General features: G+C 76.8%; 24 protein-coding genes. 10 read left to right on the top strand and 14 right to left on the bottom strand.

Annotated elements, in window-relative coordinates; translation table 11 throughout:
• Positions 1 to 7: 7 nt before the first annotated feature.
• From ACI8AB_RS17415 to ACI8AB_RS17400, 4 genes are read right to left on the bottom strand one after another with little or no spacing between them, the layout of a single operon-like run.
• On the bottom strand, positions 8 to 496 hold the full coding sequence (locus ACI8AB_RS17415; protein ID WP_456951147.1) for a nucleoside deaminase: 489 nt from the start codon (positions 494 to 496) through the stop codon (positions 8 to 10).
• Positions 493 to 1,149, bottom strand: a complete 657-nt coding sequence (locus ACI8AB_RS17410) for an HAD-IA family hydrolase (RefSeq protein ID WP_387988432.1) — start codon at positions 1,147 to 1,149, stop codon at positions 493 to 495. The genes ACI8AB_RS17415 and ACI8AB_RS17410 overlap by 4 nt, the downstream gene beginning before the upstream one ends.
• Positions 1,146 to 1,649, bottom strand: a complete 504-nt coding sequence (locus ACI8AB_RS17405) for a tRNA adenosine deaminase-associated protein (RefSeq protein ID WP_387988433.1) — start codon at positions 1,647 to 1,649, stop codon at positions 1,146 to 1,148. Before ACI8AB_RS17405 ends, ACI8AB_RS17410 begins: the two co-directional genes overlap by 4 nt.
• Positions 1,646 to 2,353, bottom strand: coding sequence for an O-methyltransferase (locus tag ACI8AB_RS17400; protein WP_456951146.1), 708 nt, complete (start codon positions 2,351 to 2,353; stop codon positions 1,646 to 1,648). Before ACI8AB_RS17400 ends, ACI8AB_RS17405 begins: the two co-directional genes overlap by 4 nt.
• Between ACI8AB_RS17400 and ACI8AB_RS17395 the strand changes: the two genes are divergently transcribed.
• The 3 genes from ACI8AB_RS17395 to ACI8AB_RS17385 are packed head-to-tail and all read left to right on the top strand — an operon-like array spanning position 2,352 to position 3,973.
• A complete protein-coding gene (locus tag ACI8AB_RS17395) occupies positions 2,352 to 2,795 on the top strand; it encodes a PaaI family thioesterase (protein ID WP_387988435.1) in 444 nt (147 codons plus the stop codon). The two genes, ACI8AB_RS17400 and ACI8AB_RS17395, sit on opposite strands and share 2 nt — an antisense overlap.
• Positions 2,792 to 3,703: a prephenate dehydrogenase/arogenate dehydrogenase family protein gene (locus tag ACI8AB_RS17390; RefSeq protein WP_456951145.1), complete on the top strand. Its 912-nt coding sequence runs from the start codon at positions 2,792 to 2,794 to the stop codon at positions 3,701 to 3,703. Before ACI8AB_RS17395 ends, ACI8AB_RS17390 begins: the two co-directional genes overlap by 4 nt.
• Positions 3,704 to 3,739: 36 nt before the next feature.
• On the top strand, positions 3,740 to 3,973 hold the full coding sequence (locus tag ACI8AB_RS17385) for a DUF2630 family protein (RefSeq protein WP_387988437.1): 234 nt from the start codon (positions 3,740 to 3,742) through the stop codon (positions 3,971 to 3,973).
• 75 nt (positions 3,974 to 4,048) lie between these two features.
• On the opposite strand, the gene ACI8AB_RS17380 is transcribed toward ACI8AB_RS17385, so the two are convergent.
• Positions 4,049 to 5,284 carry a PucR family transcriptional regulator gene (locus ACI8AB_RS17380; protein WP_456951144.1) on the bottom strand — a complete coding sequence of 412 codons (1,236 nt, stop codon included), beginning with the start codon at positions 5,282 to 5,284 and terminating at the stop codon, positions 4,049 to 4,051.
• Between the two features lie 258 nt (positions 5,285 to 5,542).
• Between ACI8AB_RS17380 and ACI8AB_RS17375 the strand changes: the two genes are divergently transcribed.
• From ACI8AB_RS17375 to ACI8AB_RS17345, 7 genes are all read left to right on the top strand, one after another.
• Complete coding sequence (locus tag ACI8AB_RS17375) at positions 5,543 to 6,343, top strand: ABC transporter ATP-binding protein (RefSeq protein ID WP_387988439.1); 801 nt, start codon at positions 5,543 to 5,545, stop codon at positions 6,341 to 6,343.
• Positions 6,336 to 7,136 (top strand): ABC transporter ATP-binding protein, encoded by an 801-nt coding sequence (locus ACI8AB_RS17370; protein WP_456951143.1) that lies wholly within the window; start codon positions 6,336 to 6,338, stop codon positions 7,134 to 7,136. Before ACI8AB_RS17375 ends, ACI8AB_RS17370 begins: the two co-directional genes overlap by 8 nt.
• A 35-nt stretch (positions 7,137 to 7,171) precedes the next feature.
• Positions 7,172 to 8,053 carry a branched-chain amino acid ABC transporter permease gene (locus tag ACI8AB_RS17365; RefSeq protein WP_387988441.1) on the top strand — a complete coding sequence of 294 codons (882 nt, stop codon included), beginning with the start codon at positions 7,172 to 7,174 and terminating at the stop codon, positions 8,051 to 8,053.
• A 5-nt stretch (positions 8,054 to 8,058) separates the two neighbouring features.
• On the top strand, positions 8,059 to 9,222 hold the full coding sequence (locus tag ACI8AB_RS17360) for a branched-chain amino acid ABC transporter permease (protein WP_456951142.1): 1,164 nt from the start codon (positions 8,059 to 8,061) through the stop codon (positions 9,220 to 9,222).
• A 113-nt stretch (positions 9,223 to 9,335) separates the two neighbouring features.
• The gene (locus tag ACI8AB_RS17355) at positions 9,336 to 10,679 is read left to right on the top strand and encodes an ABC transporter substrate-binding protein (RefSeq protein ID WP_387988443.1); all 1,344 of its coding nucleotides are present in this window, start codon (positions 9,336 to 9,338) and stop codon (positions 10,677 to 10,679) included.
• 173 nt (positions 10,680 to 10,852) lie between these two features.
• On the top strand, positions 10,853 to 11,830 hold the full coding sequence (locus tag ACI8AB_RS17350; protein WP_456951141.1) for a UDP-glucuronic acid decarboxylase family protein: 978 nt from the start codon (positions 10,853 to 10,855) through the stop codon (positions 11,828 to 11,830).
• Between the two features lie 124 nt (positions 11,831 to 11,954).
• Positions 11,955 to 13,595 (top strand): VWA domain-containing protein, encoded by a 1,641-nt coding sequence (locus ACI8AB_RS17345; RefSeq protein ID WP_456951140.1) that lies wholly within the window; start codon positions 11,955 to 11,957, stop codon positions 13,593 to 13,595.
• Here the strand turns inward: ACI8AB_RS17345 and ACI8AB_RS17340 are convergent.
• The 9 genes from ACI8AB_RS17340 to ACI8AB_RS17300 all read right to left on the bottom strand — a co-directional run bounded on the left by ACI8AB_RS17340 (position 13,586) and on the right by ACI8AB_RS17300 (position 22,920).
• Entirely contained in the window at positions 13,586 to 14,503 is a 918-nt protein-coding gene (locus ACI8AB_RS17340) for a glycosyltransferase family 9 protein (RefSeq protein ID WP_456951139.1), read from the bottom strand. The genes ACI8AB_RS17345 and ACI8AB_RS17340 overlap by 10 nt on opposite strands.
• A gap of 74 nt (positions 14,504 to 14,577) precedes the next feature.
• Complete coding sequence (gene rfaE2, locus ACI8AB_RS17335; RefSeq protein ID WP_456951138.1) at positions 14,578 to 15,957, bottom strand: D-glycero-beta-D-manno-heptose 1-phosphate adenylyltransferase; 1,380 nt, start codon at positions 15,955 to 15,957, stop codon at positions 14,578 to 14,580.
• Positions 15,954 to 16,634 (bottom strand): D-sedoheptulose-7-phosphate isomerase, encoded by a 681-nt coding sequence (locus ACI8AB_RS17330; RefSeq protein WP_456951137.1) that lies wholly within the window; start codon positions 16,632 to 16,634, stop codon positions 15,954 to 15,956. The genes rfaE2 and ACI8AB_RS17330 overlap by 4 nt, the downstream gene beginning before the upstream one ends.
• Positions 16,635 to 16,654: 20 nt before the next feature.
• Positions 16,655 to 17,899 (bottom strand): glycosyltransferase, encoded by a 1,245-nt coding sequence (locus ACI8AB_RS17325; RefSeq protein WP_456951136.1) that lies wholly within the window; start codon positions 17,897 to 17,899, stop codon positions 16,655 to 16,657.
• Positions 17,896 to 18,876, bottom strand: coding sequence for a glycosyltransferase (locus ACI8AB_RS17320; protein ID WP_456951135.1), 981 nt, complete (start codon positions 18,874 to 18,876; stop codon positions 17,896 to 17,898). The genes ACI8AB_RS17325 and ACI8AB_RS17320 overlap by 4 nt, the downstream gene beginning before the upstream one ends.
• Complete coding sequence (locus ACI8AB_RS17315) at positions 18,873 to 19,895, bottom strand: glycosyltransferase family 9 protein (RefSeq protein WP_456951134.1); 1,023 nt, start codon at positions 19,893 to 19,895, stop codon at positions 18,873 to 18,875. The genes ACI8AB_RS17320 and ACI8AB_RS17315 overlap by 4 nt, the downstream gene beginning before the upstream one ends.
• Entirely contained in the window at positions 19,892 to 21,382 is a 1,491-nt protein-coding gene (locus tag ACI8AB_RS17310) for an HAD-IIIA family hydrolase (protein ID WP_456951133.1), read from the bottom strand. The genes ACI8AB_RS17315 and ACI8AB_RS17310 overlap by 4 nt, the downstream gene beginning before the upstream one ends.
• A gap of 97 nt (positions 21,383 to 21,479) precedes the next feature.
• Entirely contained in the window at positions 21,480 to 21,977 is a 498-nt protein-coding gene (locus ACI8AB_RS17305; protein ID WP_456951132.1) for a MarR family winged helix-turn-helix transcriptional regulator, read from the bottom strand.
• Between the two features lie 25 nt (positions 21,978 to 22,002).
• Entirely contained in the window at positions 22,003 to 22,920 is a 918-nt protein-coding gene (locus tag ACI8AB_RS17300; RefSeq protein ID WP_456951131.1) for a hypothetical protein, read from the bottom strand.
• Positions 22,921 to 23,152 lie beyond the last annotated feature (232 nt).

Here is a 23,152-nt window from a genome sequence, read left to right as displayed (position 1 = left end):
GAAGAGACTACAGGGCCCGCCTCCGGCGGAAGAACGCGCGTAGGAGTGTCGTGCTCTCCTCGGCCCGGACCCCGCCGGTGACCTGCGGCCGGTGGTTGAGCCGACGGTCCCGGACCACGTCCCACAGCGACCCGGCGGCGCCGGCCTTGGGGTCGTCGGCGCCGTAGACGACGCGCGCCACCCGCGCCAGCACGCTGGCGCCGGCGCACATCGTGCAGGGCTCCAGCGTGACGACGAGCGTCGCGCCGGTCAGCCGCCAGCCGTCGCCGTGGGCCGCGGCCGCGGCGCGCAGGGCGAGGACCTCGGCGTGCGCCGTCGGGTCGCCGCGCTTCTCGCGCTCGTTGGCCGCCTCGGCGAGCACCGCGCCGTCCGGCCCCAGGACGACGGCGCCGATCGGCGTGTCGCCCCACTCCTGCGCGGCGACGGCGAGCCGCAGCGCGCGGACCATCGCCGCGTCGACGACGTCGTCGGGCAGGACGCCGCCGGGAGCCGTCACGGCCGGGCGCCGGCCAGCGGGAGGCCGACCAGCGCGGACAGCTCGGCGAGCGCGGTCGCGGGGTCGGCGACCTTGATCGTGTGCATGCCCAGCGCCCGGGCCGGCTTGAGGTTGATGCCCAGGTCGTCGAGGTAGGCGCAGTCGGAGAAGGCCAGGTCGCGGCCGGTGGCCTCGTTCAGCCGGGCCAGCGCCCGCCGGTAGATCTCCGGCTCGGGCTTGCGCACGCCCTCGACCGAGGACTCGACGACGGCGTCGAAGAGGTCGAGCAGCTCGGCCAGCCGCCCGGTGCGCTCCATCGGCGCGACGTTGTTCGACAGCATCCCCAGCGGCAGGCCCGCGGCCCTCAGCGTCCGCACCGCCTCCACCATCTGCGGGCGGATCTCCCCGGACAGCGCGGCCAGCACCCGGCGGGCGTCCACCCGGTGGCCGGCGGCCAGCGCCTCGGCCTCGAAGGTGTCGACGAACCCCTCGACGTCGAGCTCGTTGCGCTCGTACCGCGCCCAGGCGTTGGTGTCGGGGTCGGTGCTGTTGAGCCGCCGGATCAGCCCCTCGGGCAGGCCGGCCTCGGCCTCGTAGGCGGCGAAGGCCAGCATCGGGCTCTCGGTGATGACCCCGCCGAGGTCGAACACCACGGCGGTCGCGGTCGCGCTCACGCCCGCACCGCCGCGGCCAGCTCGTCGGCGAAGCCCAGCCGGGTGGCGATCCGCGCGACCATCTCGTCGGCCCACAGGTCGTCGGCGGTCACGATCGGCCGCAGCTCGTCGGCGGGCAGTCCGTCGTCGGCGAACACGTCCAGGTCCCCTCCCGGCCATCCGGTCTCGTCGTCGTCGAAGGCGCCGTCCTCGTCGACGGCGATGCCGTAGCGCTCGACCACCTCGGCGCCGAGCACCCACTCCTGCATGGTCGCGTCCGAGATCAGCGCGCGGACCATGCCCCCGGGGCCGTGCCGCAGCACGACGAAGTACAGCCGCGAGTCGACGACGACCACGAACGGCCCCGGCCACTCCTCCGTGCCGGGGTCGCCCAGCGCCCGCTCGAGCACCGGCAGCTCGTCGGAGGCGTCGGCGGCCAGCAGCTCCACCCGCCAGCGGCCGCCGCGGCGGGCGACCCGCACCGCCCAGCTCGGCGGGGCGGCCGTCCCCGGGGCGCTCACCGGACCCGCAGCACGGTCAGGCCGTCGGCCAGCGGCAGCAGCACGGTCTCGAAGCGGGGGTCGGTGGCGAGCGAGGCGTTGAGGCCGGCGATCACGCGGTCCTCGTCGCTCTCGGGCGCCAGCACGCGGCCGCTGCGCAGGGTGTTGTCCAGCAGCACGAGGCCGCCGGGCCGCATCCGCGGGTGCAGCTCCTCGACGTAGGCGGGGTAGCCGCCCTTGTCGGCGTCGACGAAGGCCAGGTCGAACGCGGGCTCGGCGGGCACCGCGCGCAGCAGGTCCAGCGCCTCCCCCAGCCGCAGCTCCACCCGGTCGGCGACGCCGGCCCGCTCCCAGTACCGGCGGGCGATCGCCGTCCACTCCGCGCTGCGGTCCAGGCACAGCAGCGAGCCGCCCTCGGCCAGGCCGCGGGCGATGCACAGGGCGGAGAACCCGGTGAAGGTGCCGATCTCGACCGCCCGGCGGACCCCGAGCGCGGCGGTGAGCAGCCGCATGAGCACGCCCTGCTCGACGGCGATCTGGAAGGTGGCCGGGACCTCGCCCCGGTCGGCCAGCGCCGCGGTCTCGGCGACCAGCGCGGCGGCCACCTCGTCCAGCGGCTCGGAGCTGGCGCGGACGTAGTCGGAGACCTCCTGCGTGAGGAGGAACGACCGGGGGGTCATGCCGGAGGCCAGGAGCGCGGGGAGTGCGGCATAGCCTCTGATCATGGCCGATCCCGCACCCTCCGACGGAGCCGAGGTCGACGCCGCGCTGTTCGCCCGGCTGGCCGCCGACCCGCTCGCGGAGCTGCTCGGCATCGAGCTCGAGGAGGTGCGGCCGGGTTACGCGCGGGCGGCGATGACCGTCGGCCCGCGGCTGCTCAACGCCGTCGGCACCGCGCACGGCGGCGCGACGATGGCGCTGCTCGACGTCGTCCACGCGGCGGTGGGCAACAGCCACGGCACGGTGGCCGTCGCGCAGGACGTGCACACCGAGTTCCTGGTCGCGGGCCGGCCCGGGGAGCGGCTGGTGGCCGAGGGCAGCGAGCTGCACCGGAGCCGCCGCACCGCCGTCTACCGCATCGACGCCCGCGGCGAGGACGGCCGGCTGGTGGCCACCGCGCTGGCCCGCGTCTTCCGCACCGACCGGCCCTGGGGGTCGCCGGCATGAGCCTCCCCGTCCCGACGATGCCGGCGCCGCCGGTCGGGGTGGTCGGCCTGGGCCAGCTGGGCGGGTCCCTGGCGGCCGCGCTGGTCGCCGCCGGCCGCGAGGTGTCCGGGTGGGACGTCGACCCGGCGGCGCGCGAGGCGGCCGCGGCCCGCGGCGTGCGGGTCGGCCGCGAGCTCGGCGGCGTCGTCGTCCTCGCCGTCCCCCTGCCGGCGACGGCCACGGCCCTCGACGGCCTCGACGTCGACCCGGACGCCACCGTCACCGACCTCGGCTCGGTGAAGGTCCCGGTGCTCGCCTCGGTGGGCGCGGCGCTCGGCGGCCGGTTCGTCGGCGGGCACCCGATGGCCGGGACCGAGCGGTCCGGGCACGGGGCCACCGACCCCGGGCTGTTCCGCGGCGCGCGCTGGGCGCTGTGCCTGGAGCCGGGGACCGACCTGCGGCGCTGGCTGCGCGCCGCCGAGGTCGCGCTCGACGCCGGCGCCGAGGTGGTGCCGGTGACCGCCGCCGAGCACGACGACGCCGTCGCCGCGGTCAGCCACGTGCCGCACCTGCTCGCCGCCGCGCTCGCCGCCGCCGCCGGTGAGGCCGGCCCGCTGGCGCTCGCGCTGGCGGCCGGCAGCTTCCGCGACGGCACCCGGGTGGCCGGCAGCGACCCGGCGCTCGTCACCGCGATGGTGGAGGGCAACGCCGGGCCGACGGCGGCCGCGCTGGCGCGGGTGCGCGCGCAGCTGGACCGCCCGTGGCCGGAGCTGGTCGCCGCCGGGCACGCGGTGCGCAGCGCGGTCCCCGGGCGCCGGGCGGTCCGGGTCCCGCTGGACCGGCCGGCGCTGCTGGCGCTGGGCCGGGCCGGCGGCGCGGTGACCCGGCGGCTGGCCGCGTTCGTCGAGGGCTGGGTCCCCGAGGCCTGACCGTTTCGCCTCCGTCGCGGCGGGCAGGGAGCGCCCATGGACGACAGCGAGATCCGCAGCCGCATCGACGCACTGGTCGAGGAGGAGCACCGGCTCCGCGACGGCGGGGAGCACACCGCCGACCAGCGCACCCGGCTCCGTCAGATCGAGGAGGAGCGGGACCAGCTCTGGGACCTGGTCCGCCAGCGGGACGCCAAGCGGCAGTACGACGAGGACCCCGACACCGCCGAGGTGCGCCCGAGGTCCGAGGTCGAGGGCTACCTGCAGTAGCCGGAGGGCCCCCTCGCCGCCCACCGCTCGCGAGCTCGCGGCGGGCCCCTGCGAGGGGGCCGTTCCAGCAGGTCGCTAGGCGGAGTCGCGGACCGGCCGGCGGTGCCCGGCGTCGTGGTGACCGGTGCCCAGCAGGGCCAGCTGCCACAGCAGCCGGGCCCGCGGGTCGGTGAGCTTGCGGCCGGTCACCGACTCGATCCGCCGCAGCCGGTGCATGACCGTGTTGCGGTGGCAGTACAGGAGGTCGGCCGCGCGCGTCGGCGAGCCGTCGGCGTCGAGGAAGGCCGACAGCGTCTCCAGCAGCACCTCGCGCTCGTCCCCGGGCAGCTCGAGCAGCCGGCCGAGGGTCTGGCCGACCAGCCGCGCGGCGATCTCCGGGGAGTTGCTCAGCAGCGCCTCGGGCAGCCGGTCGTCGATGGTGACGACCCGGGCGACGCCCTCGGGCAGGGTGCGCGCGGCGGTCTCGGCCAGCCGGTAGGCGCCGGCCACGGCCGCCGCGCCCTCGACGACGGAGGACACCCCGACCGGCCCGGTGGCCACGGCGCCGAGCCAGGTCAGGAGCTCCGGCAACCGGCGGGTCCCCAGCGCCACCAGGCCGACGGCGGCCTGCGACCGGGCGCCCCACGCCGAGCGGATGCCTCGCTTGAGCAGCGCCGACGTCGGCTCGGGGAGCGCGTCCCCCTCCTCGCCGGCCGGCGCGACGACGACCGCCAGCCGGCCGGCCAGCGGCACCGACAGCAGGTCGGCGGCGGTGCGGGCGTAGGCCGGGTCCCCGCCGCGGCCGTCGAGCAGCCCGTCGAGCAGCCGCTGGCGCTCGGCGGCGTCGAGCCCCGAGCGGCGCCGCTCCTCGTCCCGGTAGCCCTCCGCGGCGGCGCTGCAGCCGCGGTCGTTGGTGCGCCACAGCGAGCCCGCGACCTCGAGCAGCAGCCCGTCGTCGTGCCGGGCGCCCTGGCGGGACAGCGCGACCAGCGCCTCCCAGGTGATCTGGCCGCCGAGCCGGTAGGCGCGGAGCACGGCCTCGAGCGGGATGCCCTGCGCGGCCCGCAGCCGGCCGACGGCGCGGGCGCCCTCCGCGTGGCTCTGGTGGTAGGCCGCGGGGACGTCGGGCCGCAGGCCGCGGACGCCGACCTCGAGGTTGCGCCGCAGCGTCGCGCGCATCTGCTGGTCGCCCCCGAGCAGGGCCTCGCGGTAGGCGGGTTCGGTCTCGACCAGCACCTCCACCATCCGGTCGGTCATCTCGTCGAGCCGGTCCAGCAGGGCCGGGACCAGTTCGGCGAGGCGCTCCTCCACACCCCAGGGGGCCGTCCGCACGCGCTCACCTCCTGTGTTCATCGCACAGAGCACAACACGTGGCACCGATCACTGTGCGGTGCGCCCATTGTGACGGTCTTCACCGGCCCGCAGAGTCATACGGACGTAGCCGTGACCCAATCGTCGCCCCCCGGGCGGCGGTCGGCAGCGCGGCGACCTCCCCGACGCAGAGGAGACGTGGGCACCTTGGCGCAGCCGCCGGAAACCGCAGGCAGCAGCACCCGGCACCAGGACCGATCGCCCACCGCCCGGCTCGAGATGACCGGGATCAGCGTCGCCTTCGGCGGCGTGAAGGCCCTCACCGACGTGTCACTGACCGTCGAGCCGGGTCAGGTGCACGGGCTCATCGGCCCCAACGGCGCCGGCAAGACGACGATGTTCAACGTGGCCTGCGGGCTGGTCCGCCCCACCGAGGGCCGGATCGTCTGGCGCGGCCAGGAGCTGCGGCGGCTGCGGCCGAACCAGCTCGCGAAGCTCGGCATCGCGCGCACCCTGCAGGGCGTGGGCCTGTTCCCCGGCCTGACGGTGCTCGAGAACGTGATGGTCGGCGCGCACAAGCACGCCCGCGCCGGCTTCTTCTCCGCGCTGTTCGCGATCCCGACCGCCGACAAGGACGACGCCCGGCTGCGCGAGCGGGCCACGGCCGCGCTCGGCGAGCTGGACGCCGCGGACTACGCCGGCCGCTACCCCGGCAGCCTCCCGTACCCGGTGCAGAAGCGGGTCGCGCTGGCCCGCGCGCTGGTCTCCGAGCCCGAGCTGCTGCTGCTCGACGAGCCGGCCTCCGGCCTCAGCGAGGACGAGATGCACGAGCTGGGCGAGCTCATCCAGCACCTGAGCGGCCGGATGAGCGTCCTGCTGGTCGAGCACCACATGGACCTGGTCATGCGGGTGTGCGACCAGATCACCGTCCTGGACTCCGGCCAGCTGATCGCCGCCGGCACCCCGGAGCAGGTGCAGAACGACCCGGCGGTCACCGAGGCCTACCTCGGCGACGCCGTCGACGACACGATCGACGCCAGCGAGCTGGCCGCGACCGACGGGGGGACGACCCGTGGCTGAGGCGCACGGCAGCACGGCGGCGGGCACCGCCGGGACCGGCCTGACCAAGGGCGCGACGGCCCCCGCCGGCGGCACGGCGACCGCCACCGCCGTCCTCGACGTCGAGGGCCTGTCGGCCTCCTACGGCCCGGTCAAGGCGCTCGACGGCGTGACCCTGCGCGCCGAGCAGGGCCGGATCACCGCGGTGCTCGGGGCCAACGGCGCGGGAAAGACGACGCTGCTGCGCACCATCAGCGGCCTGGTCCGGCCCACCGCCGGCCGGGTGGCCCTCAACGGGGAGGACGTCACCCGCGCCCCGGTCGAGGCGATGGTCACCAAGGGCATGGCGCACGTGCCCGAGGGCCGCGGCGTCATCGCCGAGCTCACCGTGGACGAGAACCTGCGGGTCGGCTCGCTGTTCCGCGGCAAGGTCGCGCAGGACGAGTTCGACCGCGTCTACGACCTCTTCCCGCGGATCCGGGAGCGGCGCAACCAGACGGCGCACACGCTGTCCGGCGGCGAGCGGCAGATGCTCGTCATCGGCCGCGCGCTGCTGGCCCGGCCGAAGGTCCTGCTGCTCGACGAGCCGTCCCTGGGCCTGGCCCCGCGGATCGTGGCGCAGATCTTCGGCCTGGTCCGCCACCTGGTCGACACCGAGGGCCTCTCGGTGCTGCTGGTCGAGCAGAACGCGCGCAGCGCGCTGTCGGTGGCCGACACCGGCGTCGTGCTGAACCTGGGCCGGGTCGTGGTCACCGACGACGCCGCCCGGCTCGCCGGCGACGAGGACCTCCGGCACGCCTACCTCGGCTTCTAGACCCCGCTCCCCCGCAGCACCAGGAAGGCAGCCACGTGCGAGAGTTCGTCAACCTCACCCTCGGCGGGGTGATCAACGGAGCGGTCTACGCGGCGTTCGCCCTGGCCCTCGTGCTCATCTGGCGGTCCACCCGGATCGTCAACTTCGCGCAGGGCGCGATGGCCGCGCTCACCACCTTCATCGCCCTCGCCCTCATCGAGAACGGCCAGTCCTACTGGGTCGGTCTCGTGGTCGCCCTGCTGGCCGGCCTGCTCATCGGCGCGGTCGTCGAGCGGGTCGTCATCCGCCCGGTCGAGGGCGGGCCGGAGCTCAACGCGGTCATCGTCACCCTCGGTCTGTTCATCGCGATCCAGGCGCTGATCTCGGTCCTGTTCGGCGTCAACCAGCGGGCCTTCGTCCCGCCGTTCTCGAACATCGGCTTCACCGTCGGGGACTCGAACCTGGCGCTGAGCCCCAACACCGTGTTCACCCTCCTCGCGGTGCTGGTGGTCATGGCCGGCCTGACCGCCCTGTTCCGGTTCACCCGCGTCGGCCTGGCCATGCGCGCCTCGGCGTTCGGCCAGGAGGTCGCCCGGCTGCTCGGCGTGCGGGTCGGCCGGATGCTCACCCTCGGCTGGGCGCTGGCCGCCGTCGTCGGCTCGCTGGCCGGGATGCTCATCGCCGCCGAGACCGCCTTCGTCACCCCGACGTTCATGGACTCGCTGATCGTGTTCGGCTTCGTCGCCGCGGTGCTCGGCGGGCTGGACTCGCCGGTCGGCGCCGTCGTCGGCGGGCTGCTGCTCGGCCTCCTGCTGAGCTACGTCCGCGGCTACGTCGCCGACGAGCTGGTCGGCCTGGCCGCCCTGGTGGTCCTCGTGATCGTCCTGCTCGTCCGGCCCGGCGGCCTCTTCTCGACCACCCAGACCCGGAGGGCGTGAGCGGCATGAGCGACCTGCAGACCCCCGCATCCCCGCCGCAGGCCGGCGCCGCGTCCTCCGACGCGCCGTCGCTGGCCACGGCCGCGGCCGACGCGAGCTCGGCCCAGGCCACCGGCGGCCGCACGTTCCTGCCGCGGAACACGCTGCTGCGGCACCTGGTCGTGCTCGTCATCGGCGCCGTCCTCGCGGTGCTGCTGCTCGAGGCCACCGACCTCGGCTTCAACGCCCAGATCGGCTACGTGGCCTTCTACGCCATCGCCGCCGGCGGGCTGACGGTGCTGACCGGCCTCAACGGGCAGATCTCGCTCGGCCACGGCGCGCTCATGGCCGTCGGCGGCTACACCACCGCCCTGCTGCTCGACGCCGAGGAGCCGCTGCCGCTGGCCGTGGTCTTCCTGATCGCGGTGGCGCTCACCTCGATCGTCGGCGCGATCGTCGGCGTGGCCGCGGCCCGCCTGCACGGCCCCTACCTGGCCGGCGCGACGCTCGCGCTCGCCGTCGGCCTGCCCGGCCTGGCGCTGTACTTCTCCGACACCCTCGGCGGCGAGCAGGGCCTGACGGTCTCCACCCCGGACCGGCCGGACTGGTTCGTCGAGACGATCCGCACCCTGTCGGGCAACTCGGCCTCGGGCGTGAAGTGGATCGCCTACATCGCGGTCGCCTGCCTGCTGCTCACCTACTTCCTGCTGGCGAACCTCATGCGCAGCCGGGTCGGGCGCACCTGGCGCGCGGTCCGCGACCAGGAGGTCGCCGCCGAGCTGGCCGGCATCAACCTGGGCGCCTGGCGGGTGACGGCGTTCGTCGTCAGCGCCGCGGCCGCGGGCCTGGCCGGCGCGGTGCTCGCCCTCGTCGTCCGGCTCACCGCGCCGACGGCGTTCACGATCGTCCTGTCGCTGTCCCTGCTGACCGCGATCGTCATCGGCGGTCTGGGCAGCCTCTTCGGCGCGCTGATCGGCTCGGCGCTGCTGGTCTTCCTGCCGCGGTACCTGCGGGACCTCGGGGAGTCCTTCGACATGGACGCCGCCCAGGCCGCCGAGATCTCCTACGTCGTCTACGGCGTGATCCTCGTGCTGGTCATGCTCTTCGCCCCCGCGGGGCTGGTCGGGTCCGTCCGGCTGGCCTGGATGAAGCAGCGCGCGCGGCGCACCGCCGCCCGCGCCAGGGGGTGAGGAGCCGGGACCCGACGGCTGTCCCCCACCCCGGCCAGCGGCCGCATCTCAGCTTCCCCACCCCCCACCAGACCCCCGGGCGAAGGCGCCCGGGTCCCTCCAGAGGAGAACCCTTGACACGATCCTCACGACGCCTCGTCAGCTTCGTGGCCGCGGCGACCGTCGCCACCACCCTGGCCGCCTGTGGCGGCGGGGACTCCGGTGGCGGCGGCGGCGGTGGCGGCAGCGAGGAGAACGAGGCCTCGGACGTCGGCATCACCGAGGACTCGATCAAGCTGGGTGCGCACTACCCGCTCACCGGTGTCGCGGCGCCCGGCTACAGCGAGATCCCGACCGGCGTCCAGGCGTACTTCGACTACGTCAACGCCAACGGCGGGGTCAACGGCCGGCAGATCGAGTTCGTCTACCGGGACGACGCGTACAACCCGACCAACACCAGCCAGGTCGTGAACCAGCTCGTCCTCGAGGACGAGGTGTTCGCGCTCATGTCGGGTCTGGGCACGCCGACCCACAACGCGGTCACCGACTTCCTCAACAGCGAGGGCGTGCCCGACCTGTTCGTGTCGTCGGGCTCGCGGCTGTGGGACGACGTCGAGGAGAAGCCGTACACCTTCGGCTGGCAGCCCGACTACGAGATCGAGGCCAAGATCATCGGCCAGTACGTGGCCGAGAACTTCCCCGACGCCAAGGTGGGCCTGTTCCTGCAGGCCGACGACCTCGGCGAGGACGGCGCCGCCGGTGCCCGCCGGTACCTCGAGGACCAGATCGTCGCCGAGGAGACCTACGTCCCCGGCAACACCGACGTCCGTCCGCAGATCTCGGCCCTCCAGGCCGCCGGCGCGGACCTCGTCCTGGGCTTCAACGTGCCGAGCTACACCGCACTCTCGCAGCTGACCGCGCTGCAGCTGGGCTACCGGCCGCAGTGGTTCTACTCGAACATCGGCTCGGACCCGCAGCTGGTCGGCTCGCTGCTGGCCCGCTTCTCCGAGGGCCAGGTCAGCGACGCCAGCCTGCTCGACGGCGTCCTGACCACCGAGTACATCCCGACGGTCGACCAGCCGGACAACCCCTGGATCCAGCTGTTCCAGCGGGTCTGGGACGAGTCCGGCCAGGAGGGCGAGCTCACCAACTACCGGGTCTACGGCATGTCGCAGGCCTACACGATGGTGCAGGCCCTGCAGTCCGCCGGCCAGAACCCGACGCGTGACGACCTGGTCGCCGCCGTCGAGCAGGCCGGCTCCGAGTGGGAGGGCCCGGGCTTCGCGCCCTTCCGCTACTCGGAGGACCGCCACGCCGGCTACAGCGGCATGTCGGTCAGCCGGATCGTCGGCGAGGGCTCGGAGGACCTGACCCCCGTGCTCGTCACCGACAACGGCGACGCCGAGATCGAGGAGTACGACGGCCAGGCCGCCACTCCGCCGGAGAACGGCATCCCGGACGAGGAGCCCGTCAACTAGGACTCCCCGCACGGCGACGGGCCGCCGACCCCCACCGGGGTCGGCGGCCCGTTCGCCGTCCCGGGTGACCGCCGCGAGAACGCTCAGCTCCCGAAGTGTCGGCAGTTGATCTCCGGGTAGGGCTCTGCGCAGGCCCCCGTCCCGGGGTACGACGGCGAGACGAGGAGCACGGCATGGTGCACGCGGCGCGGACGATCCGGCGGGCGGTGGTGACCGGCGGCGCCGGGTTCCTCGGCTCCCACCTGTGCGAGCACCTGCTCGACCGCGGCGTCGAGGTGGTGTGCCTCGACAACTTCCTCACCGGCTCGCCCGAGAACGTCGTCCACCTGATGGAGCACCCCGGCTTCCGCCTGGTCCGCTGCGACGTCACCGACTTCGTGCACGTCCCCGGACCCGTCGACCTCGTGCTGCACTTCGCCTCGCCGGCCAGCCCCCTGGACTACCTGCGGATGCCGATCGAGACGCTCAAGGTCGGCAGCCTGGGCACCCTGCACACCCTGGGCCTGGCCCACGAGAAGGGCGCCCGCTACGTGCTGGCCTCCACCTCGGAGGTCTACGGCGACCCGCTGGTGCACCCCCAGCCCGAGGAGTACTGGGGCAACGTCAACCCGGTGGGCCCGCGCGGCGTCTACGACGAGGCCAAGCGCTTCAGCGAGGCGATGACCACCGCCTACCGCACCTCCAAGGGCACCGACACCGCCATCGTGCGGATCTTCAACACCTACGGCCCCCGCATGCGCCCCGACGACGGCCGGGCCATCCCCGCCTTCGTCGGCCAGGCGCTGGCCGGGCGGCCGCTGACCGTGGCCGGCGACGGCTCGCAGACCCGCTCGATCTGCTACGTCGACGACACCGTCCGCGGCATCCTCGCCCTCGCCTGCTCCGACCAGCCCGGTCCGGTGAACGTCGGCAACCCCGACGAGCTGTCGATGCTGCGGCTGGCCCAGTGGATCATCGAGCTCACCGGGTCGTCGTCGGGGATCGAGTACGTCGACCTGCCCGTCGACGACCCGAAGGTCCGCCGGCCCGACACCCGCCGCGCCGAGGAGCTGCTCGGCTGGCGGCCCACGGTCCCCTCCGAGGAGGGTCTGCGCCGCACGGTGGCCTGGTTCGCCGAGCAGCGGGAGGCCGCCGCGCTGCGCGCCGGCTGAGCCCGGCGGGTGTCCTGGGCCACTTCTCCGGCGGCACCCCTCCTCGGTGTCCTGGTTCACGTTTACATTGGGACAGGCGGCTAGGGGGCACGCCGAGGAACCGGACACTGACGGAGAGCAACCCATGGGCCGCCACGCCGACACCACCTCTGCGCGCCGCGTGCAGCGCCCGGCCCCGATCGCCCTGGTCGTGGCCCTCCTCGTGGTGGCCCTCGTGGCCGGCGGCGTGGTGTGGTGGCTGGCCGGCTCGGGCAGCAGCGACGGGTGCGGGACCACCCGCACCGTCCGGGTGACCGTCGCCCCGGAGCTCGGAGACGTCGCCCAGGACCTCCTCGCCGAGCCCCAGGACCTCGGCGGCGGCGCCTGCGCGGCGGCCGAGGTCGCCGCCCAGGAGCCGCTGCAGACCGTCGGCGACCTCTCCGCCCTGGAGGGCTCCGCGCTGCCCCAGGTCTGGGTGCCCGACAGCTCGCTGTGGACCGTGCGCGCCGGCGACGCGCCGCTCGACCCGTCCGGCTCCATGGCCACCTCGCCGGTCGTGCTGGGCACCAGCCGGGCCGCCGCCGACGCGCTCGGCTGGAGCGAGCAGGCGCCGCAGTGGAGCGAGGCCCTGTCCGGCGCCCGCCCGGTCGCCGTCCCGGACCTCGCCGCCAGCGCCGAGGGCGTCGCCGCGCTGGCCGCCGTCCGCACGTCGCTGGGGGGCGGCGACGCGGCGGACAACGCCGTCGTCCAGGCGGTCCTGGCCGCCCGCCGCGGGCCGGCCGTCAGCCCCGCCGACGCGCTGGCCACGGCGCAGTCCGGCGACCCCGGGTCCCCGCTGGTGCCGGTGAGCGAGCAGGAGGTCATCAGCGTCAACCGCGGCGCCGAGGACCCCCAGCTGGTCGCCGTGTACCCGGCCGAGGGGTCGCCCGAGCTGGACTACCCGGTGCTGCGGGTCGGCTCCCCCGGTGACGACGACCGGGCCGCCGTGGACGCCGTCGTCCGGGCGCTGACGTCGGAGGCCGCGCGCACCGCCGTCCTCGCCGCCGGCTTCCGCGACGCGGACGGGACCGCGCCGACCGACCCCGGCCCCGGCGTGCGGGAGCAGGCGCCCGAGGTGCTGCCGGTCGACGCCGAGCAGGTGCAGGGCCTGCTGGCCGAGCTCGCCCGGCTCGCCGCGCCGTCGCGGCTGCTCACCGTCATCGACGTGTCCCAGTCGATGGAGGCCCCCGCCGGCGACGGCACCCGCGCCACGCTCGCCCGGGACGCCGCCAAGAGCGCGCTGACCCTCATCCCCGGCACCTCGTCGATCGGGCTGTGGGTCTTCGCCTACCAGCTGCAGGGCGAGCAGGACTGGGTGGAGCTCGCGCCCATCCGCACCCTCGACGAGGAGGTCGACGGCGGCACGCAGCGCGACGCGCTCGACGAGCAGCTCGACACCCTCCCCGGGCGGCTGTCCCCCGGCGGCACCGGCCTGTTCGACACCGCGCTGGCCGCCGTCCGCGCCGCGCAGGAGCAGTACGACCCCAACGCGGTGAGCAGCGTCGTCCTCGTCACCGACGGCACCAATGAGGACTCGTCGGGCATCGCGCTGGACCAGCTGGTGCAGACGCTGCAGGACGAGGCCGACCCGCAGCGGCCGGTGAAGGTCATCGGTGTGGCGCTCGGCCCGGACGCCGACGTCGCGGCCCTCGAGCAGATCGCGCAGGCCACCGGCGGCGCCGCCTACTCCGCCGTCGACCCCAACGACCTGCAGGGCGTGCTCTTCGACGCGCTGCGTCAGAGGTAGGGGCCCAGCCGCTCCAGCGCGGCGGTGACCTCCGGGACGCTGACCCGCGCGAGCGCCGGGTCCAGCTCGGTGGCCCACGGGTCGCCGGTGCCGTCGCCGTGCCAGAGGACGACGTGCTGCTCGCGCGGAGGCGGGCCCCACAGCGCCGGTGACACCGGGCCGAACAGCACGACCGACGGCCGGCGGTAGGCGGTGGCCAGGTGCGCGACGCCGGTGTCGCCGCTGACCACCACCCGCGCCGCGGCGACCGTGGCGGCCAGCTCCAGGGTGGAGGTGCGCCCGGCGAGCACCGCGTCGTCGGACAGCCCCGCCCCGTGCGCCACGGCGCAGGCCAGCTCGCGCTCGGCCGGGCCGCCGGTGACGCGGACGTCGTGCCCGGCGTCGGCCAGCCACCGCGCGACGGCGGCGAAGCGCTCCGGCGGCCAGCGCCGACCGGGGAACGCCGCGCCGGGGTGGACGAGCGCCGCGCCGGGCACCGCGGGGGGCACGTCCGGGACGGCGAGGTCGAGCGCGTCGGGGTCCGCGGCCACGCCCAGGCCCTCGGACACCAGCCGGCACCAGCGCCGGACCTCGTGCTCGTCGGGGTACCAGGCCGGGCCCGGCCAGCCGGGGCTGGCGAAGGTCAGCAGCCGCCGCGGGTGCAGGTCGGCGACGACGACGTGCGAGGCCGGCCCCTTCCCGTGCAGGTCGACGGCGAGCTCCGGCGGCGGCCCCGGCCAGTCCAGCGGCTCGAGCTCGCGGGCGGGCAGCACCTCGTCGACGGCGTCGACCAGCCCGGCCAGCGGCGCGAGCGCGGTCGTCGTCGCCAGGACCAGCCGGTGACCGGGCACGGCCGCCCGCACGGCCCGGATCGCCGGGACCCCGGTGAGCAGGTCACCGAGCCCCAGCGGCCGCAGGACGACGGCCACGGGACTGCCGGAACGGCTCCCTCGCAGGGACCCGCCGCGAGCTCGCGAGCGGTGGGGGGCGAGGGGGTCCTCCATCACACGCGGGAGCGCTCGACCAGGGCGGTGGTCGAGTGGCCGTCCAGGTAGGGCAGGACGACGGCCTGGCCGCCCCACTGCCGCAGCACCGCGGCCTCGGGCAGGTCGGCGCCGGCGTAGTCACCGCCCTTGGCCCAGACGTCGGGCCGCAGCCGGTCGAGCACCTCCGCCGGGGTGTCCTCGTCGAACACCACGACGGCGTCGACGTACTCCAGCGCCTCGAGCACGCGCGCGCGGTCGGCGGCGGTCACCAGCGGCCGCGAGGGGCCCTTGAGCCGGCGCACCGAGTCGTCGGAGTTGATGCACACGACCAGGCAGTCGCCGAGCCCGCGGGCGGCGCGCAGCGTGGCCACGTGCCCGGCGTGCAGCAGGTCGAAGCAGCCGCCGGTGGCCACCACGGTGCCGCCGGCGACGCGCACGCGGGCGAGCAGGGCGGACACGTCGTCCTCGGCGGCCACGTCCGGCTCGGGCACCGCGGCGGCGTCCCACGCCCCGCTCCAGTTGCCGGCCCCGCCCGCGGCGACGAACCGGCCGGCGAAGGCGACCGCCGCGGCCACCGCCTCGCCGGTCACCGCGCCGTCGGCGAGCGCCAGCGCCGCGGCGGCGGCGAAGGAGTCGCCGGCGCCGCAGGGGTCGCCGCCGGTCACCGGTACGGCGGGCACGACCATCGGCGCGCCCTCGCCGTAGGACAGCAGCGCGCCGCGCGCGCCGAGGGTCACCGCGACCGCGCCCACGCCCCAGTGCCGGATCAGCGCCTCGGCCCGCGCCCCGACGGCGGCCAGGCCGTCGCCGTCGGCGGGCACGTCCGCGGCCACGCGGGCGGCCTCGGGGCCGTTGGGCGTGACCAGCCGGACGGACGGCACCGGGTCGGCGCCCCGGGGGTGCGGGTCCCACACGACCGGCCCGCCGGCCTCGGCCAGCAGCGCCCGGACGGCGGGGTCGGCGGTGGTGCCGCGGCCGTAGTCGGCCACCAGCACCGCGGCGGCGTCGCGGACGGCCGCGCGCGCCTCCTCGGGCAGCTCGCCGAGGGTGACGGTGGGCGCGCCGCTGTCCAGCCGCACGACGGAGTGGTCGCCCACGCGCACCCGCCGCTTGACCGCGGTGCCGCCGGTGGCCGGGACGGCGACCAGCCGCACCCGCCCGGCCAGCAGCGCGCGCAGCCGGGCCGCGCCGTCGTCGTCGGCGAGGGGGGCGACCAGCACGACCTCGCGGTTCGTCGCCTGGGCGGCGATCACCGCGGCCAGCGCGGCGCCGCCGGGGCGCTCGCGGGCCTCCAGGTCCTCGACCACCGGCACCGGCGCGTCGGGGGTGAGCCGGGACGCGGTGCCGACCAGGTCGACGTCGAGCAGCGCGTCGCCGACGACCACCAGCGGCTTCACCGGGCGATCCCGAGGCGGGTCTGCGGCACGCGGGCGGGCTCGGCCAGCACCGCGGCGTCGAAGGCGGCGCACAGCAGGTGCAGCGCGACCAGGTGGCACTCCTGCACGGTCGCCGTCCACGGGGAGTCGATGCAGACCGCCTCGTCCGACGCCGCGGCCAGCGGGTTCGGCGCGGGACCGGTGATCGACAGGACGGTGATGCCGCACTCGCGGGCCCGGCGGGCGGCGGCGACGGCGTTGGGGCTGCGCCCGGAGGTGGACAGCAGCACCAGGACGTCGCCCGCCCGCCCGTGCGCCTCGACCTGGCGGGCGAACAGCTCGTCGGCCGGGTAGTCGTTGGCGATCGCGGTGAGCGAGGAGGTCTCCGCCGTCAGGCAGATCGCCGAGAACGGCGGCCGGTCGGCGCGGTAGCGGCCCACCAGCTCGGCGGTGAGGTGCTGCGCCTGCGCGGCGCTGCCCCCGTTACCGGCCGCCAGCAGCCGCCCGCGGGACTCCCCGCACAGCACGTCGGCCAGCAGCCGGCCCCAGCGGTCGAGGGTGTCGACCGAGGCGTCGAGGCTGCGCACGGCCGCCTGCAGCGACGCGACGTGGTCGCGGCCGGTGAGGTGCGTGCAGGAGTCGGGTGAGACGGCCTCGCCGGCAGTGCTCTCGTGGGCATGGTGGGGAGCGACACTCACGGGGCGGCCTCCAGGGGCGCTCATCGGACGGCCTCGACGGGACGCCGGGTGGACAGGACCTGCCGGTAGACGGCCTCGGTGTCGGCGGCCACGCGGGCCCACCGGTAGCGGGCGCGGGCGCGCCGGACCCCGGCCGCGCCGTAGGCGGCGCGGCGGGCGTCGTCGGCCAGGAGCGCGGCGAGCACCTCGCCGAGCCGGGCCGGGTCGCGGGGCGGCACGAGGTCGCCGGTGACGCCGTCGGCGACGGAGTCCTGCAGCCCGCCGACGGCGGTGGCGACCACCGGGCGGCCGCAGGCCATCGCCTCCAGCGGGGTGATGCCGAACGGCTCGTACCAGGGCACGGCCAGGACGACGTCGGCCGAGCGCACCCAGGCGGGCACGTCGGTGCGGGCGACCGACCCGGCGAAGCACACGCGGTCGGCCACGCCGACCTCCGCGGCGACGGCGCGCAGCCGGCGCACCTCCGGGTCGGCGTCGACCGCGTCGGCCGGCGGGCCGCCGACGACGACCAGCTCGGCGTCCGGGACGGCGGCCAGCGCGCGGACGGCGTCCTCCTGGCCCTTGCGCTCCACCAGCCGGCCGAGCACGAGCAGCCGCGGCCGGCCCGAGCGCGGCGCCACCGGGCCGCGCGGGGTGAACACGGCGGTGTCGACGCCGCACGGGACGATCGACACGCGGTCGCGCGACAGGCCCAGCCGGCGCAGCTCGAACACCTCGTCGCTGCAGGTGGCCACCACGTGGTCGACCGCCGCGCACAGGTCCCGCTCGAGCTCGATCCGCCCGGCCGGGGAGGTGTCGGCGTCGCCCTGGTGGCGGCGCTTGACCGAGCCGAGGGCGTGGAAGGTCTGCAGCACCGGCACCGGCGTGAGCAGGCTCCCGGCGGCCTCGACGGCGGCCAGCCCGCTCATCCAGAAGTGGGCGTGGACGACGTCGGGCGGCCGCACGCCCCAGCGGGCGCGCAGCGCGGCGGCGAGCTCCGGCACGTGGCCGAGCAGGTCGTCCTTCGGCAGCGCCCGCGCCGGCCCCGCGGTGAGGTGGCTGACCGCGTAGCCGTCGGCGGTGGGCACCTCGTCGGGCAGGTCCGGGTCGTCGCGGCGGGTGTGCACGGTGACGTCGTGGCCGCGCGCGGCCAGGCCCGCGGCCAGGGCGGCGACGTGCACGTTCTGGCCGCCGGCGTCCACGCCGCCGATGGCCGCCAGCGGCGAGGCGTGCTCGCTGACCAGGTCGATGCGCAGCGGTGCGCCGGTGCCCCGGTGCGTCCTCATCGGGTGACCTCCTCCAGCAGGGTGTCCCAGTCGGAGAGGAACCGGGGAAGCCCGTACCGCTCCAGCGCGGCGGCGCGCGCCGCCTTGCCGGCCAGCCGGGCGGCGTCCTCGTCGTGCAGGTAGGTGCGGACCGCCTCCCACAGCACCTCGGGCCGGGTGGACAGCACGCCGGCGCCCTGGGGCACCGCCTCCACCACCTCGGTGGCCGCCAGCGCGACCACCGGCATGCCCAGGTGCATCGCCTCGAGCAGGGAGAGCCCGAGGGAGGTCCAGCGGACGGGGTGCACGTAGACCCGGCGGCGGGCCAGCTCGGCGTGCATGGCGGCCTGCGGCGGGTCGTCGTGCAGCGCCACCCGGCCGGGGTCCAGGCCGTACCGCTCGTGCAGGCCGGACAGGCCCATCCCGAACACGTCGACCGGCGCGGCGGCGGCCAGCCCGGGCAGCAGGTCGGCGCCCACCGTGCGGCCGCGGCGCAGCGGCTCGTTGGTGACGACGGCGGCGCGGGCCAGCTCGCCGGTCCAGCGCTCGCCGGGGTCGACGATGCCGTGCTCGACGACCGTCGTCGGGGCGCGGCCGTTGTCGTAGAAGAGCCGGTTGAAGTGGGTGACGTGCGCGATCGGGACGTCGTCGCGGTCGGCCAGCGGGTGCCGGGTGTACGGCACCGGGGCGGCGCCCTCCTCCAGCCCGGGGGCGTTGTGCTCGAGGAACACCGCCGGCAGGTCCCGGCCGGGCTCGCGGCCCAGCCACTCGCGGACCAGCTCCAGGTCCCGCACCCGCTGCAGCACGACGACGTCGACGTGCTCGTCGCGCAGCTGCTCCGGCGTCACCTCGCGGGCCGACGCCGGCCAGTCCCAGGTGCGCGCGCGGCCGAGCCCGTCGGGACCCCGGTCGGGGGTCACCGGGAGCAGGTACTCGTGCGGGCCCTGGACGAACGCCGTCGTCCAGGAGCCGTGCACGTGCCAGACCAGGACCCTCATGCGGCGATCACCTTCTCGACGGCGGCGACGACGTCGGCGGCGCTCACCGACGAGAGGCAGGGGTGGCCGGGCACCGGGCACACGCGGGCCCGGGTGTCCCGGCAGGGCGCGTCCTGGTCGCCGAGCAGCACGGTCGGGACGCCGTAGGGCGCCCAGCGGACGGCCGGCACGACCGGGCTGAACAGCGAGACGACCGGGGTGCCGACGGCGGCGGCCAGGTGCGCGGGGCCGGTGTTGCCGACGACGACGGCCGCGGCGCCGTCGAGCAGCGCGGCCATCTCCGGCAGGCTCGTGGCCCCGCCGAGGTCGGTGCCGCGGGTGCCGGCGACCGCGGCGGTGAGCGCCCGCTCCCCCGGCCCGCCGGTGACCAGCACGCGGCGGCCCGCGTCGGCGAGCGCCTCGACCGCCTCGGCGCAGCGCTCGGCGGGCCAGGCGCGGGCGGGCACCGAGGCGCCGGGGTGCAGGACCACGTAGCCCGGCTCGTGACCGACGGCCGGGAGCGGGCGGCGGACGGCGAGCCGGCCGTCGTCGCCGTCGGGGAGGTCGAAGCCGGCCGCCCGGGCGAGCGAGAGCGCGCGCTCGGGCTCCGGCAGGTCCACCTCGTCGTCCTGGCCGACCCGGTGCCGGACGTCGAGCAGCGACCCGGGGTAGTCGACGCTGGTGGCCGAGATCCGCGGGACGCCGGCGGCGCGCAGCAGCAGCGCCAGCGGCAGCGGGGACTGGTGGAACGAGGTGCTGACGACCGCCTCGTCGGGGGCGAGCGCGCGCACCCGGTCGGTCAGCGCGGCCAGGTCGGCGGCGTCGACCGGCGGCGGGTCGCCGAGGATCCACGGGCAGGCCCAGGTCCAGACCTCGTCGACACCGGGCAGCAGCGCGGCGGCCTCGGCGCCGGCCGGGCCGGCGAGGAACACGACGCGCTCGGCGGACGCGGCGACGGCGCGGACCAGCGGCCCCTGCAGGAGGACGTCGCCGGCGTTGTCGAGCCGGGCGACGAGGACGGTGCCCCGGCGGGGCCTCACCACCGGCCGGCCAGGACGTCGTCGACCGCGGCGGTCAGCGAGGCGGCCACGCGCGGCGCGGCGTCGACCTCCTGCCGCCGGGTCACCGGTGTGGGCACCAGGATGCCGCCGGCGCCGGCGGCCGCGGCGGCCTCGACGTCGGCGCCGATGTCCCCGATCACGACGGTCCGCGCCGGGTCGACGTCGAGCTCGGCGCAGGCGGCCTTGACCATCCCCGGTGCCGGCTTGCGGCAGTCGCAGCCGTCCTCGGGGCCGTGCGGGCAGACCTGCAGCGTGTCGAAGGGGCCCAGCAGCTCGGCCAGCCGCGCCATGCAGGCGTCCACCTGGCCGCGGGTGATGATCCCGCGGGCGACGCCGGACTGGTTGCTGACGACCCCCACCCGGACGCCGCGGGAGCGCAGGGCGTCGAGGGCCTCGCGGGCGCCGTCGACCGGGCGGACCCAGTCGGGGTCGCCGTTGTAGGGGAAGTCGTGCACGAGGGTGCCGTCGCGGTCGAACAGCACCAGGTCGGGCAGCCCGCGCCACGGCGCCACGCGGCGGTGCCGCACCGCGCCGCGCAGGAAGTGCCAGGTGGCCAGCGGCGGGATGGCCGCGCTGGTGAGCGCCATGGTGGTCACCTCGGCCCGGTCCCGCGGGCCCGGCGCGATGCGGGCCCAGGCGAACTCGGCGGTGCCGGCGGCCCAGGCCAGCGCCGCGGCCGCGGCGGCGCGGGGACGGCGGGCGGCGGCCAGGCCGAGCGCGGCGAGCCCGGCGGCGGTGACGGCGAGGTGCCGCGGACGGCGGCCGACCGCGGCGTCGGCGCGCTCGCGCCAGCCCGGCCCGTGCAACCGGCGCATGAGGACGTCGTCGGCGTTGCCGGCCTGCACGCGCACGCTCACCCACCGGTCGGTGGGCCGGACCGGGTGGGTGATCCGGCGCTGCCCGCGCACCAGCCGGCCGCCGGTGTCCATGACGCGCAGCGCCAGGTCGGAGTCCTCGCGGAAGGCGCGGGGGAAGCGCTCGTCGAACCCGCCGACGGCGGCCAGCGCGGCGCGGCGGTAGGCGAGGTCGGCGGTGATCCAGGAGCTGGTGGCCAGGCCGGCGGTGCCGCGCTCCCAGTCGGTGGGCCGGCGGTCCTCCGGCAGCGGCACCCGCACCCGGCCCTGGCTGCCGGCGACGTCGGCGGGCAGGTCGGCGAGGTCCCGGGCCAGCCGCTCGTACCAGTCGGGGTCGGGGACGACGTCGTCGTCGAGGAAGGCGATCCACTCCGTGCGGGCGGTGCGCCAGCCGAGGTTGCGCGCGCGGGCCGGCCCGCCGCCGCCGGTGCGGACGACGCGGGTCGGCGGGAGGCCGGGCCGGTCGACGGCCAGCGGGGACCCGGCGGGGCGGTCGTCGACGATGATCAGCTCGGCCGGGCGGGGGCCGGGCATGGCGGCCAGCGCGTCGAGCAGCACGTCGAGCGAGGGCCGGCCGATGGTCGGCACGACGACGGCGCAGCTCACGGACATGATCGCGCCCTGCCCGGGCACGACCGCCCGCAAACACTACGGGCTTGAAGTTCCCCCGGACGACGTCGTTCCGGCCGGGGACGGGAGGGTCCTCAGCTCATCGGCGGATGCGGGTGGCGGCGGAGACCCGGGCGAGCGCGTCGGTGACGACCGCGGCGTCGTCACCCAGGAGGGTGAGCAGGTGCGCGACGAGCTCGTCGTGGGTGACCGCGGCGGCGCGGACGCGCTCGCGGCCCGCCTCGGTGAGCCGCGCGTGCAGCAGCCGCCGGTCCCCCGGCCGCCGCTCGCGCACGACCAGGCCCTGCTCGACCAGCCGGCCGACGGTGCTCGTGACCCCGGCGCGGGACAGCCCGAGGGCCTCGGCGACCTCGCCCATCGTGGCGCGCTCGCCCGGCGCCTCGGCGATCCGCCGCAGCGCCTCGAAGCCGGTGAGGGACAGGTCGTGCTCGCGGTGCAGCGCGGAGTCGACCCGGTGGGTGATCCGGTCGTGCACCTGCACGATCCGCAGCCAGGTCTCCGCGGCGCCCGGCGCGGCTCCGGCGAGTGCCGCGGGGTCGGCCGGGATCCCGGTCGTCAGCACGTCGTCGGGGGTCACCGCACCATCGTCGCCCAGGTCCGCGTCAGGCGCTCCCGGTCGGGTCCGCGGGGTGCCGCCGGCCCGCAGCCAGCACCAGCCCCGCGGCGGTGGTGACCAGCGCCAGGCCGGCCGCCACCAGCGGCAGCGGCAGCGGGTCGGGGTCGACCGGCCCCTGCGCCGCGGCGACGCGCAGGTCCACCGCGGCGGTGCGCGCGCTGTCGGCGCCGACCACCTCGAGCGTCGTCGGCCCGGGGACCCCGCCGTCGGGGATGCGGACGGCGACCTCGACCGTGCCGTCCGGCGCGGCCACCGCGGTCCCGAGCACCGTGCCGTCGGGGCCGCTGACCGTGACCTGCTCCCCCGCGCCGAAGCCCGCCGCGCTCAGCACGACCTCACCGCCGGCGGCCACCTGCTCGGCCGAGGCCGACACCGAGGCGCCGGCGTCCGGGCCGTCGGCGGGAGCTCCCGGGGCGGTCTCCGGAGCGGGCAGGCCGGGCACCGGCATCGGCACGGCCTCGCCCGCCGGGGCACCGGGCTCCGGGACGGGGGTCGGCATCGGGGCCGGCGGGACCTCCGCGGGCGACGGCGCGGTGATCGCGGCGCAGTCCTCCTCGGCCGGGCGGGTGAAGGAGAAGCCGTCGAGCTCGTCGGTGTACGCCGTCCCCGAGCCGTCGAGCGCGGTGTACTCCAGCCGGCTGTCGATCGTCTCGCCCCAGTCGACGTCACCGGTCCGCAGCACCACCGTCTCGCCGGGGGCGAGCTCGGCGGAGTCCTCGCCGTCCGGGCTGCGCGTGGTGGCCAGCGTGACCGCGTAGGCCACGGTCCCGGCCGTCACCTCGACCGCGACCCCGCCGGGGCGGCAGCTCGGCCCGTGGGTGACGCGCGCGTCGGGCCGGGCCGGGTCGTCGGCGGCCAGCGCGGGGCCGGCCAGCGCCACCCAGCCGGCCAGGAGGCCGGACACGGCGAACAGGAGAGCGGGCCCCGTCGGCACGACGGGGCGGGGCGTGCGCCTCGGCACTGACCCGACCGGCACGTTTCCCCCTCGAGCGGTCGTGCACGCCGCGGCACCGGTGGTTCCGGCGGCGGCGCTCCCCCATCATGCGGTCCGGGAACGCCCGTTGACGACGGGCCGACGGCGCGTCGCGGCGAACGGCCCGGCGTGTCGGGACCGCGGGGGCCGCGAGGGCCGGGCG

It is taken from the genome of Geodermatophilus sp. SYSU D00698, from assembly GCF_054050335.1.
The sequence above is the reverse complement of the archived record's forward strand: the minus strand, read 5'-3'. Positions and strand labels throughout refer to the sequence as shown.